Genomic DNA, 13,099 nt, shown 5'->3' on the forward strand with positions numbered 1-13,099 from the left:
GACTCTTTTGCCTTTTCTGACTTTCTTGCCTTTAACTGCCTTTCACCCACTAGCCATCATCAAAAGCAGGTCGTGGCGTTGCCTTCCTTATACTCGCCGGAGCGAAGCGAGGGCGATGGATGGTGTTGAGTGAATTTGCAAAATACGCATTTTTCTGGCCGGACAAGGAAAAATCCTGTTTTTGAGCGCAGCGTACTCGTGTACGTGAGCATCAAAAACAGGATTTTAACGCAGTCAGGTCAAAAAAGTCGGGTTTGCGTAAATGCGCACGACAGGCTCACCCCGCCGCCAAACTCTCCCATCCTTACTGTCTTATTTCTACCGCACAGACTTCCCTGCGCAGCCTCTACCGTTCAAAATAGGTGTACCCGCGCAAACCGTCTTCAAATGCCTGCATAATGGCAAACCGGTCGCTGGCCGAAATCCGCCCTTGCCGCACAGCCTGCTCCGCCGTACTGCGCAGATCTTCCAGAATGCGGCGCGGCTCATATTCCACATAGCTCAGAATATCCGCCACAGAGTCACCCCTGATTTCGCGCACATACTCATAATTGCCGTCATCCCGCACCCTGATGGAAACAACGTTGGTGTCGCCCATGAGATTATGCAGATCACCCAGGGTTTCCTGATACGCACCCACCAGGAACACGCCAAGGTAATATTCCTCGCCGTCCCGTAAGGGGTGCAGATCAAGGGTGGGCTTCATGCCCTGCGGGTCAATGAAATGGTCAATCCGGCCATCAGAATCGCAGGTAATATCAGAAATAATGCCCTGCCGCGAAGGAAATTCCTTGAGCCGATGCACGGGCATAACCGGGAACAGCTGGTCAATGGCCCAGGAGTCGGGCAAGGACTGGAACACGCTGAAGTTGCCGTAATAGATGTCGGCAAGGCTCACATCGATGTCCGCAAGATCGCGAGGTATCGTCTTGAGCCGTGTTTTCTCCTGAGCAATGCGCATGATGATGGCCCAGAAAAACCGCTCGGCCAATGTGCGCTGACGCAGATTCACCCGCCCTGTCGAGAACAGCTGACGCATCTCGTCCCGGTAGTAAATGGCGTCGTTATAGCACTCCTGCAAATTGCGCAGGGTGATGTTGGCAAGGGTTTCGCGCAGGTTCAGCACAGGCTCCGGCGTGCCCTCGGGCAGGGTATCGGGCAGCTGCACTTCTTCCACCATGCTCACATCAAGCACGTTAAAGAGCAGCACGGAATAGTAGGCCACTGTGGCGCGGCCGGATTCCGTAATGATGTGCGGATGCGGGATCTTCTGCTCATCAAGAATGCTCATGATGGCTTCAACAATGTCGGCGCTGTATTCGTCGAGCGTATAGTTGCGCGACGAAACATAGTTGGTGTGCGAACCGTCATAGTCCACAGCCAGACCGCCGCCAAGGTCAAGATAGCCCATGGGGGCGCCTTCCTGCACCAGGCCCACGTAAAGACGCGCGCCTTCCATGACACCGGTACGGATGTCGCGAATATTGGAAACCTGCGACCCGAGGTGGTAGTGCAGCAGCTTGAAGCAATCAAGCATGTCGTTGGCCTTGAGCGTATCCACAACGTCTACGATCTGCGCGGGTGAAAGGCCAAAGGTGGAGCGTTCGCCGCCGGAATCCGTCCAGTGGCCGCTGGCCTTTACGGCCAGCTTGGCGCGCACGCCGATGTTGGGCCGCACGCCGAGCGCCTTGCTGCGCTCAAGCACAACTTCCAGCTCGCTGGGCATTTCGAGAACAAAGAGCACGTTAAAGCCAAGGCGCAGAGCCTGAAGGCCAAGGTCGATGAATTCTTCGTCCTTGTAGCCGTTGCAGACAATGCAGGCCTCGCGGTCACGCATGAGCGACACGGCGGCAATGAGTTCCGCCTTGGAGCCGACCTCCAGGCCGTGATGGTAGGTGGAGCCGAACTGGGCTATTTTTTCCACAACCTGCTGCTGCTGGTTGACCTTGATGGGAAAAACGCCACGGTACGAACCCGTATAATTCAGATTTTTGATAGCCTTGCGGAATGATTCGTGGATATTGGCAATGCGCGAATCCAGAATGTTTTCCACGCGCAACAGCACGGGCATATCATACCCGCGCTCTTTCAGCCCGGCGATAACTTCCGGTATCGAAACCTGCGGCCCCTTGGGCCCCTGCGGACAAATCACAACTTCACCCGCATCCGACACGTCAAAATACCCGGCACCCCAATTACGGATGCCGTACAGTTCGATGGAATCTTCCACCCGCCACTGCTGCAATGCGCGGTTTTTTGCCAATTCCTGCTCCTGGAGCGCCGCAAGGCGCATATATAATGTTGATTCAGCTCCGAAAATGGAGCGTTAGGTTGCCGCCGTTCAAAAAACGACCGCAGATGGTTGCACAAAAAATGCGGCGTAATTATGCCGTGACCGTGCCGAATGTCAATCATCGCCAAAAGGGCGGCAAGAGCAGATTGTTAGGTGCGTGGCTAACTATCTTCTTGACGGCGGGTACTCCTTGCTTCATTTTTTCTCTTGCGCGCAACGGCCTTATGTCGGCTATTTCACACTTATGGGGAACGCCATGAAACCAGCCCAGAATCCCCTTCCTCTCCTCCTGCTTTTTTTTCTGCTCGCCCTTGGGGCCTGCTCGCAAGACGACAGCAAAAAAAATGCTGTGCCGTCTGCCCCTGTGCGGGTTGAAGCCGTTGCACGGGTCGATGTGCCGCGCCTGCTGCATGCTGTGGGCAACGTGCGGGCTTCTGCCTCTGTGGGGGTAAAGCCCCGCGTAACGGGCGAAATTCAGCAGGTTCACTTTACCGAAGGTCAGGATGTGCGCGAGGGCGCCCCGCTTATCACCATTGACCCCCGCCCATTTGAGGCGGCCCTGCGCGAAAAGAAAGGGCAACTTGCCAAATCGCAGGCGCAGCTTGCCAAAGCCCAAGACGACATGAACCGTTACGGCAAGCTCGTGGGCGGTGGTTACGTAAGCCGCGATGCCTATGAGAAGACCGCGACCGATGCGGCGGCCCTGCGCGCCACGGTGCAGTCTGACAAGGCAGCTGTGGAAAGCGCCGCCCTTGACCTCAGCTACTGCACGGTGGTGGCTCCCATCAGCGGGCGAGTGGGCGCACTCAATGTGGACAAGGGCAACATGGTCAAATCAGCTGACGCCACGGTTATTGTCAGCATAGACACGCTTTCGCCCATTTATGTGGGCTTTTCTGTGCCAGAGGTGCATCTGCCTGTCATCATAGAACAGATGGCGCAAACAACGGTACCGGTTTCTGCGACTCCTGCCGGGGGCGCGACGGAAAAAGGCCTTCTCACCCTTGTGGACAATACGGTAGACACGCGTACCGGCACCATCCGGCTGCGCGCCACCTTTGAAAACAGCCAGCGCCGTTTGTGGCCGGGGCAGTTTGTGCAGGTGGAGCTGCCGCTGGGCATGGCCGCCGGGGCTCTGACCGTGCCCACACGTGCCGTGCAGTCTGGCCGGGACGAATCCTACGTGTACGTGGTGGATAAGGACAGCCGGGCCAGCTATCGCAAGGTGAGGCCGTTGTTTGAATACGCTGACCGCACGGTTGTGGACGGCAACGTGACCGAAGGCGACAAAATTGTGGTGGATGGTCAGGTACGGCTGGCTCCGGGCCTGATGGTCAAGATCATGGACTGAAACTTTACAGAAGCAAACCAGTGCCGCACACAACGGCCTGATATTTGCATATTTTCGGGCAATACCAACAGGCGGTCAATTTTTCCACATGGCCGCCGCGCGCTCAAGCGCGAGTGCAATGACGCAGCAAGGCGTCAAGCCTGAGGAGAAGCCCGATGGAACTGGAATTCCGTTTTCGCAATAATGATCTGGGGCCTGTTTTTCCTACCTTTCAGGAAAGGGTCAACTCCATGCTGCCCGTGAACAGGGCAGAAAGTACCCCCGCGGCCCCGGCAGCGCCCGCTGACGATGACGTCAACACCTCCGCCGCGCCGGTTCTGGAACAGACTGTTCCCGGCACCCCGCACATGCTCAATTCTGATGAAATGCGTCAGGCCCTTGCTCAGGTGGAGCAGGAAGCCATGCAGCACAGTCAGGATCTTGTGCAGGTGCATAGCGGCCTGAACGAACAGCGCGTTGCGCGTTTGCTGGGCCTGCTGGACTAGACCGGGGCTGTCCTCGCCCCAACGGAGCAATTTCTAACGAGAATTGCTCGCCCTTGTATTTCGCCGGATGGCAAATTGCTCAAACAAAAGCCGTTCCCACCTTTTTCGGCAAGGAACGGCTTTTGTCGTTGGTCAAAATCCTTTTGGCGTGCGCTGTACAGGCTATTCCTGAATGAGTGCCCGCACGTTTCCGAGCAGCAGGCAACAAAGAGCCAACATCTCGCGGTAAAACACCGTATTGGCGCATTCCGAAGCCTTTTTCAGGCAGTCTCCAGCCCAGGCCAGGATGTGCTCGTCCATAAAAGCCGCCAGCGCAGCCTCCGGGGATTGCCCCTGGCTTGAGGCAACGGCCCCGTCCATGTTCTGCACAAGAAAAAGAATGAAGGCCAGTTCCAGCCCCAGATGGTCCTCGGGCTCGTGCCCGTCCCGCTCTGCGGCAATGCCCCACTCCCTGTAGCTGTCGCGCACTTCCTGGGTTCTGCGGCCAAAAAGCAGACGGTCTTTCTCCCGCCACACGGATTCCCACGGCGCGGCGGCAGGCTGCGGCCCGGAAAACAGGGCCAGATGATCCATGTGCAGATCCAGATACAGCGCGCGGCAGGAGTCCTGCGCCGCCTCTGCCGGATAGGCTGCCGTAAGGGCGGCAGTGCGGCCCTCCGGATCAAGAACCTCGCCCCAAAGCTTTTCAGCCAGCTCTGAAGGCCTGAAACATGCCCAAGCACCAAAGCCTTGCAAAAGCCCGCCGCCAATGACGCCGCGCAGCAGGTCTTCATTTGGCGAATTCTGGAAAATGCGGCTGCAAAACTGCAAGGCCACAACGTATTGCGTCAACTGTTCCTGTTCCATATGTATTGATGCGGGGGCCATCTGGCCCCCGTAGAGTTTGCCGTGCCTACATGCCCAGGCGTGAATAGGAAAGATAGAAAACAAGCCGCCCGAACACTTCTCCCAGAACAATCAGGAAAAATGCGGGAACCGCCAGCGCCGGACGAAATCCTTTGCCCTGCATGCCACGGGCCGCAGCCAGAGCCAGCAGCACAACGCCCAGACCCGATGCCAGCGCGTGCAATCCGTGCGACCATGCAATGCACGCCGGAGGCAGCAGGCGGGAACCCGGATTGACAAGGGCAGACTGCTCAGGCATTGCCAGCGGCAAGCTCACGGCCATAAGCACAAGGCCCAGTACCGTCCACACAAGGCAGGGGCCCAGTGCGCGCACGGGTGCGGATTCCTTGCGCAGGCTCAGCACCACGCCATGCCAGGATCCGCCGAGCAGACATGTGGAAGCCAAAAAGGCTGTAAAAACGCCCCAGTTGCGCCAGCCGGGCATTGTGGCCTGATTGTAAACGCAGCTCATGACGAACAGCAGCGCTATGCCGCACAGGCCCGCCACGATCATGGCTTTCTTCTCGCCATCCACCGCATGCTTTTTGCGCCCGACCACCACCAGCCACAGCAGGGCAATCCCCACAAGGCCGATCATGAGAATTTCGCGGCTGAGCCACGACTGCGTCACGTGCAGCAAGGTAAAGGGTGCATGCAGGGGCGTGCCCAGATGCACAAAACTGATGATCACGGCCACGGCAAACAGAAGCAGGGCCGCCACATTCTGCCGCCGCACGCCTTCGCGCAGTGCGCGGTCGGCTTCGTTGCCAAGCACGCACTTGCCCACCAGCACCATGCCCACGGCCATCTGCACCAGCAAGGTGAAGAATACCAGTGGAAATTCCTGAAGATACTCCATGTTACATTTCCTCCGGATTACGGATGCTGCCCATGTTGCTGCCCACAGGCTGCGCATTGTGGGGCGGCGTAATCACAAGACAGGGGGAGGTCACGCTCTGCTCCGGCAGCGGAGCCACATGCACGGCATCGCCGAACTGCTTTTTCAGGTCTTCATATTCGCCAAAGTGGATGGCCCGCATGGGGCAGGCTTCCACGCACAGGGGTTTGAGCCCGGCTGCCAGCCTGTCCTTGCAGAAATCGCACTTGGTCATTCTGCCCATCTGCTTGTCATACTGAGGGGCGGAATAAGGGCAGTTCCACTCGCAATAGCGGCACCCCACGCACTTGTCGGGGTCCACGCTCACAATGCCCTGCTCGTCCTTGTGCATGGCTGTGGTGGGGCAAACCTTCACGCACACGGGGTTCTGACAGTGGTTGCAACTGACGGACGTATAGTAGGAAAACACGTTCTGATCGAACGTACCGTTGGCGCGGCGCACCCACTTGCCGCCCGTGTACTCCGCCACGCGCCGCCACATGACGCCCTGGGGCAGGTCATGGCCGTCGATGCAGGCCACCATGCATGTTTTGCAGCCCGTGCAGGCTGTCATATCTATATAAAAAGCCGGCTGTTTCACAATAAATCTCCTCAATGCAGACAGTTCCGCGCAACAGGCTAGATTTTAACCACATCCACAAGATTGGTGTGCTGCGGATTGCCCTTGGCCAAGGGGGTCATGTGCGTTTTTGTCAGGGTGTTTATGCACCCGCCCTGATCCACGCCGTTTTTGTCCGGGGTGTACCATGCGCCCTGCGGCAGGCTGAGCACACCGGGCATGATGCGCGGCGTCACCTTGACCCGCACGACCACAGCGCCGCGGTCATTGAAAACCTTGACCATGTCGTTGTGCCTGATGCCACGCTGCGCCGCATCGGCCTCGTTCATCCAGAGCTGTTGCGGGGCAACCTGTTCAAGCCAGGGAATGTTGGCGTAGCTTGAATGCGTGCGCCCCTTGTAGTGATGCCCGATGAGCTGGAAGGGATGTTTTTTCATGCCCTCATAATCGCACGGGCCTTCCCATGTTTTTTCATACACGGGTAAGGCGTAGATGGCGTCGCCCTTGGGCAATTCCCATGTCTGGTTAAGGTCCCACAGGCGCTTGGAGAATATTTCGATCTTGCCCGAAGGCGTCTTGAGCGGATTGGCCGCCGGATCGTCACGAAAGGCCTTGTAGGCGACCTTTTGCGGCATGGGGAACCACTTGAACAGGCCGATCTTTGAAGCTTCGTCAAAGGATTCCGGCAGTTCCGGTTTTTTGGCGCGGGCCTGGGCGTAAAGGTGCTTCACCCAGTCAAGCTGGCTGCGGCCCTCGGTATATTTTGCCGTCAGATCGGGCAGGCCCAGAAGCTTGCCTATTTTTTCGCTCAGGGCCGCGCAGATATCATACTGCGAGCGGGTCTCGAACAGGGGTTCAATGGCCTTGCGGCCAATGAGCAGGGAACTCTGATCCACCTGATAGCCTTGCTGGATGATGTCGTCCTGTTCCAGTGGCGTCACGGAAGGCAGGAGGATATCCGCAAATTTTGCCGAAGCCGTCATGCGGTTTTCCACCACCACAATGCACTCGCACTTGCTTTCATCTTCAAGAATCTTGCGGGTGCCGTTGATGTCCGAATGCTGGTTGATGAGGGCGTTGCCAGAGCTGTTCCACAAGAACTTGATGCCGTGATCCAGCTTTTCCTTGTTGCGCAGGCCCATCTTTTTGGCAGTCACCTGGGTGTAGTCATCAATGGCGTTGACCCAGGTGTAGAAAGAAATGCGCGTCTTGACCGGATTAGTGCCTTCGGGCATGCGCGGAAAACCAATCTGGCTCACGCTTTCCGCACTGCCGGAACCGCCCCCGGCAATGCCCACGTTGCCGGTAAGGATGGCAAGCATGGCAATGGAACGGGACATGGTGTCGCCGTTGGCGTGGCGCTGCGGCCCCCACCCCTGAATGACGCAGCAGGGCTTGGTGGAGCCGATCTCGCGGGCAAGGCGGATGATCTTTTCCGCCGGATAACCGGTGATGGTTTCCGCCCATTGCGGTGTTTTCGCCGTTTTATCCGGACCTTCGCCCATGATGTATGCGCGGTAGCTGTTGCCTGCGGGCACGCCCTCGGGCATGTGCTCCTCGTCAAAACCAAGGCAGTGGGTGTCCACAAACTGCTGGTCAACCAGACCTTCGTTCATGAGCACATAGGCAATGGCCGCGATAAGCGCGCCGTCAGAACCGGGGCGGATGGGCACCCATTCGTCCCCCAGCTTTGCCATGGAATCCGAATACCGGGGATCAACCATGATGATGCGGGCATTGCCCTTTTTTCTGGCTTCAAACAGCTCATAAGAAAGGCCGCCGCCGCTCTGGCGGGTTTCAAGAATGTTGCAGCCAAACATGACGATAAGCTTTGAGTTCGCCATGTCGTTGATGGTGTTGCCTTCATTGTTCCCATAAAGATAGGGAATAGCTGCTGCAATCTGGGCAGTGCTGTAAGTGCCGTATTCGTCCAGATGCCCACCAAGCAAATTGGCAAGCCTGAAAAATTCGTTGCGGCGCGTCATGCCGCTGGACGTTGTGCCCGAGCCGTACATGCGGTGGATGGACTCCGGTCCGTAGGTGTTCAGCACGCGCACCCATTCCTTGGCCACGGTATCGAGGGCTTCGTCCCAGGAAATGCGCTCGAACTTTCCTTCGCCGCGCTTGGCGCCGGGTACGCGCCGCATGGGGTACTTAATGCGGTCGGGCGAATAGGTGTATTTACGCATTGAACGCCCGCGCAGACAGGCGCGGATGGCCCTGTTGTTGGGGCCGTCATCGGAATTATCCGTTTCCACGCGCGTAACGCGGCCATCTTTGACAAAGGCGCGCAGCGTACACTGCGAGCCGCAGTTCACCACGCAGCCGGAATAAAAGCACTGCTCGCCCGCGCCATACGGCGGCTGGGTGGCGGCACGGGCCAGACCAAGGGGCAAACCACCGCCCAATGGCAAAAGGGATGCACCGCCAAGCGCGGTACACCACTTGAGAACTTCGCGCCGGGTCACTTCCCTGTGCGCGAGCAAAGGCGGGGTGGAGTCGGAATATTTTTTCATCACAATCCTCATTCTGTGCCGCAGACGCGGCAAGGTAACCTTTCCCCTCCGGGACAGGAGGGGGGAATCAGAGTAGGGGCAAACCCAAGAGCAGGTGAAGACAGGACTGAATCAAAAGGACATAGACCACGTATTGGCACTCAGGAGTATCGGACAAAATCCACGGGGTGGGCGATGGTTCCTGGCGGGCGCGCTCCGTCAGATGGAGCGCCTCAAAAGTGGGGAGCTACTGTTCCTTGCACATTATTCAGGCTGTTGCGAGGTTGAAAAACCGCAATATTCACGCTCGTTGCCATAACCGTTACTGTTACCCTCCATTTTACAGGAAGGCAATACCGCCGGAGTCGGCCTCAACGCAGGCGTTTTGAGCAACTTTGCATTTTCAGGATAGCCGCTTGCGCAGCATGTTCAGAAAAATATGAGCAGTTTACGATCGGGATTGCGGAGAATGCATGGATTTGTTCTGCCCGGTACTACCCTGTGAGGGGGCAGGCCTCAGGCAAAAAAATGCCGGGCTGGAACCACGCTATTCCAGCCCGGCGGCATAAATGACTTGCGGCCTTAGAATTCCAGGCACAGCCCCACGGGGCAGTGGTCTGAACCAAAGACGTCCGTTTCAATCCAGGCGTCGCGCACAGCTGGCACTAGCTCCTGCGATACAAAGAAATAGTCGATACGCCAGCCCACGTTCTTTTCCCGTGCGCGGCTCTTGTACGACCACCAGGAATAGCTGTCTGCCTTGTCGCCATGCACATGACGGAAGGTGTCCACATAGCCCATGGCTGTAAAGCGATCCAGAAAGGCCCGCTCTTCGGGCAAAAAACCCGTATACTTTTCGTTCTGCTTGGGGCGCGCGAGGTCAATGGGCTTGTGCGCTATATTAAAATCCCCGCAAACCACAATAGGCTTGCTTTTGCGGCATTCTTCCGCATAGGCGAGAAAGGCGTCGAAAAAGCCCATTTTGTACGGCACACGCTTGAAGCGGCCCGTGGGCTTGCCGTTGTCGTCCAGTTCTTCCGCACCGCCATTGGGAAAGTAGCCATTAAAAAAGTGGAACTGCGGGTACTCCAGATGCAGCAGACGGCCCTCGCCCTGAAATTCCGGCTGGGGCAGCTCTATGCTGACATTCAGCGAAGGTATCTTGCTGAATACCGCCACGCCCGAGTATCCCTTTTTTACCGTGCTCCACGACCAGTGGGATTCCCAGCCGTCAGGATCGCGCACGTCTTCGCTCAACTGGTCAGGGTGGGCCTTAGTTTCCTGCAAGGCCACAACCTGCGCTTCAGTACGCGAAAACCATTCCCATTCGGGCTTGCCCGCCACGGCGCGCAGACCATTGACATTCCATGAAACAAGCTTGAGCTGCATACGTCCTCCTGCCGCAGCATAGCCTTGCCTTGTTTTGCGGGCAAGGGGCCTCAGGGATGGCTTTATCTGCAACGCATTGCCAGAACGGGCTTTTTGCGGTATCAGGAATGTGGGCGTATATACGCCGCCAAACCCTTTTCGGGACATTTTTCAAGGAGTCGCTTATGGATATTTTGCCAATTCGTCGCGCTATTCTGAGCGTTACGGACAAAAGCGGCCTTGTGGAGTTTGCCACGTTTCTTACCTCGCGGGGGGTGGAGCTTATCTCCACCGGCGGCACCCAGAAGGCCCTTGAGGCGGCCGGGCTGGCCGTTACCGCAGTAAGCACGGTAACAGGATTCCCAGAGATTCTGGGTGGCCGGGTCAAGACCCTGCACCCCAAGATTCATGCGGGCATTCTGGCCAACAAGGACGAGCCGCAGCACATGCAGACCCTGACGGAAAAGGGCATTCGCCCCTTTGACCTTGTCTGCGTCAACCTTTACGACTTTGCAGGCGCGGTGGAACGCCACCTCTCGCTTGAGCAGGCCGTGGAGGAAATTGACATCGGCGGCCCCTGCATGCTGCGCGCTGCGGCCAAGAACTTCCACAGCATTCTGGTGCTGCCCTCGCCGCAGTGGTACACCGCCGCCATGGAAGAAATGGAAAAAGACACCACTGTGGGCCTTGAGTTCCGGCAGGTCATGGCCTCGCGCGCTTTTGAGGCAACCTCGCGCTATGACGCACTGATCACCTCGTATCTGCGTCCCTAGGCTTGTACACAGCCCACGCACCGCATTTGTTCACGCACCCGCAGCCCTGCCCCTTTTGAGGTACAGTGGTTGCGGGTGCGGTTAACATTTTTTCGTTCAGGAGCTTCCCATCCCAAAGCCAGAAGGTAACGTTCAGGGGCTCAAGCCGAGCCAGCTTGCAGCACTCACCCGTCTGTTCAACCGTCGTTTCCCGGCGGAAGAAGTCTACACCGTTGACCAGGCGCGGGAACTCTCCCTGCTTTCACGCGCCGTGGGGCGGCAACTGGGCCTGCTCATTGACCGCAAGGGCCGGGTGCAGATGGTTATTGTGGGCGAAGCGGGCAGCATCATGATCCCTGAACTGCCGCGCGGTCGCAGCGGGCAGGAACGCCTGCGCGGCCTGCGCCTGCTGCACACCCACCTTTCCCCCGGCGGCATCAGCCAGGAAGACCTGATGGATATGCTGTTTCTGCGGCTGGATGCCGTGGTGGCGCTCACCGTGAACCCGGTTGGCGAGCCCGTGCAGTGGCAGGCGGCCCATCTCTTGCCCAATCCTTCGGGCGGCCAGCCCTATCATCTGGATACGCCCCAGCCATGGGACCGCACGGAATCCCAGTTTGTCGCCACTGCCGAAGCCCTGGAAGAAGAGCTTGCCCGCAAGGCCGAGGACGCCCGCGAGGCGGACGATACCCCCCGCGCCATGCTGGTTTCTGTAGGCACGCAGCCACGCATCATTCAGGAACGCAATCTGGACGAACTGGCGGAACTGGCCCGCACCGCAGGCTTGACCGTTGCCGGACGCATGGTGCAACGCGTGGCGCAGATCAACCCGCGCCTCATCATGGGCAAGGGCAAGGTGGCAGAACTTGAAGTGCTGGCCCTGCAAGGCCGTGCAGGCATGATGGTTTTTGACGGCGAGCTTTCGCCCGCTCAGTTGCACAACCTGGCAGACATCACCGAGCGCAAGGTCATTGACCGCACCCAGCTTATTCTGGATATTTTTGCCCAGCATGCGGTGAGCCGCGCGGGAAAGCTCCAGGTGGAACTGGCCCAGTTGCGCTATACGCAGCCGCGCCTTGTGGGTAAAAATCGCGCCATGGACCGCCTCATGGGCGGCATTGGCGGGCGCGGCCCCGGCGAAACCAAGCTGGAGACCGACCGCCGCAAAATCCGCGAACGCATGGCCCGCATCCGCAAAGAGCTTGACCAGTTGCGGCGGCAGCGCTCGTTCACCCGCGCCAGGCGCTCGCGTCAGGGCATCCCGCTGGCGGCCCTTGTGGGCTACACCAACGCGGGCAAGTCCACCCTGCTCAATACGCTTACCCGCTCGGAAGTGCTGGCCGAAAACAAACTTTTCGCCACTCTTGACCCCACCACCCGGCGGCTGCGCTTCCCTGCGGAAAAAGAAATCATTATGGCCGACACCGTGGGCTTTATCCGCAATTTGCCCAAGGAACTGATGGACGCTTTCCGTGCCACCCTTGAGGAGCTGGAAGCCGCGGACCTTTTGCTGCACGTTGCCGATGCCTCGCATCCTGACCTTTTGCAGCAGATGAGCGCTGTGGAAACCATCCTTGCCGAAATGGAACTGGATCGCATGCCGCGTCTGATGATTCTGAACAAGTGGGATCAACTGGAAGCCCCGGCTCGCGCGGAGCTGGCGGATGCCTTTCCCCATGCGTTGACGATTTCCGCCAAGAACGGCGAGGGCTGCAAGGCTTTGCTGGAGGAGCTGGAGCTTTTGTTGCTGCGGCATCCTGCGAGCATGATCGCGTCTGATGCGCCGACAGTGTTGAATTAGGGGGAGATGCCTGCACGGCGGCGATTGATTGTTTTTGCTGCCCTGCGGGCACTGAGTTCCGCCCACGGCGGAGTTTGGGACGCCTGCACGGCGTGGTCACGCCTAACCTGCCAGAAACTAATTCTTTTTACTGCCCTGCGGGCACTGAGTTCCGCCCTCCGGCGGAGTTTGGGACGCCTGCGCGGCGCGCGGCAAGGTGGGGCCGGTTATGG

Annotated in this window: 10 protein-coding genes; 4 read left to right on the plus strand and 6 right to left on the minus strand. The window is 58.3% G+C overall.

Annotated features, from left to right (window positions below; genetic code table 11):
• Positions 1-346: 346 nt before the first annotated feature.
• Positions 347-2,263, minus strand: coding sequence for a biosynthetic arginine decarboxylase (speA, locus tag RDK48_RS14790; protein ID WP_298996307.1), 1,917 nt, complete (start codon positions 2,261-2,263; stop codon positions 347-349).
• 286 nt (positions 2,264-2,549) lie between these two features.
• Between speA and RDK48_RS14795 the strand changes: the two genes are divergently transcribed.
• Both RDK48_RS14795 and RDK48_RS14800 read left to right on the plus strand, forming a co-directional pair.
• Positions 2,550-3,644: an efflux RND transporter periplasmic adaptor subunit gene (locus RDK48_RS14795; protein ID WP_298996305.1), complete on the plus strand. Its 1,095-nt coding sequence runs from the start codon at positions 2,550-2,552 to the stop codon at positions 3,642-3,644.
• Between the two features lie 155 nt (positions 3,645-3,799).
• Positions 3,800-4,129: a pseudouridine synthase gene (locus tag RDK48_RS14800; RefSeq protein ID WP_298996303.1), complete on the plus strand. Its 330-nt coding sequence runs from the start codon at positions 3,800-3,802 to the stop codon at positions 4,127-4,129.
• A gap of 162 nt (positions 4,130-4,291) precedes the next feature.
• Here the strand turns inward: RDK48_RS14800 and RDK48_RS14805 are convergent, their stop codons facing one another.
• The 5 genes from RDK48_RS14805 to RDK48_RS14825 form a co-directional block, all read right to left on the minus strand.
• Positions 4,292-4,996, minus strand: a complete 705-nt coding sequence (locus RDK48_RS14805; protein WP_298996301.1) for a molecular chaperone — start codon at positions 4,994-4,996, stop codon at positions 4,292-4,294.
• A 25-nt stretch (positions 4,997-5,021) separates the two neighbouring features.
• On the minus strand, positions 5,022-5,873 hold the full coding sequence (locus RDK48_RS14810) for a DmsC/YnfH family molybdoenzyme membrane anchor subunit (protein WP_298996299.1): 852 nt from the start codon (positions 5,871-5,873) through the stop codon (positions 5,022-5,024).
• 1 nt (position 5,874) lies between these two features.
• A complete protein-coding gene (locus RDK48_RS14815; RefSeq protein WP_298996297.1) occupies positions 5,875-6,492 on the minus strand; it encodes a DMSO/selenate family reductase complex B subunit in 618 nt (205 codons plus the stop codon).
• Positions 6,493-6,530: 38 nt separating this feature from the next.
• The gene (locus RDK48_RS14820; protein WP_298996294.1) at positions 6,531-8,987 is read right to left on the minus strand and encodes a DMSO/selenate family reductase complex A subunit; all 2,457 of its coding nucleotides are present in this window, start codon (positions 8,985-8,987) and stop codon (positions 6,531-6,533) included.
• A gap of 561 nt (positions 8,988-9,548) precedes the next feature.
• Positions 9,549-10,355 carry an exodeoxyribonuclease III gene (locus RDK48_RS14825; RefSeq protein ID WP_298996292.1) on the minus strand — a complete coding sequence of 269 codons (807 nt, stop codon included), beginning with the start codon at positions 10,353-10,355 and terminating at the stop codon, positions 9,549-9,551.
• A 164-nt stretch (positions 10,356-10,519) separates the two neighbouring features.
• Here RDK48_RS14825 and RDK48_RS14830 point away from each other — a divergent pair, with 164 nt between their 5' ends.
• Both RDK48_RS14830 and hflX read left to right on the plus strand, forming a co-directional pair.
• Positions 10,520-11,107, plus strand: a complete 588-nt coding sequence (locus tag RDK48_RS14830) for an IMP cyclohydrolase (protein WP_298996290.1) — start codon at positions 10,520-10,522, stop codon at positions 11,105-11,107.
• A 250-nt stretch (positions 11,108-11,357) separates the two neighbouring features.
• Positions 11,358-12,887 carry a GTPase HflX gene (hflX, locus tag RDK48_RS14835; protein ID WP_298996288.1) on the plus strand — a complete coding sequence of 510 codons (1,530 nt, stop codon included), beginning with the start codon at positions 11,358-11,360 and terminating at the stop codon, positions 12,885-12,887.
• Positions 12,888-13,099 lie beyond the last annotated feature (212 nt).

Source organism: uncultured Desulfovibrio sp. (genome assembly GCF_902477725.1).
GTDB lineage: Bacteria > Desulfobacterota > Desulfovibrionia > Desulfovibrionales > Desulfovibrionaceae > Desulfovibrio.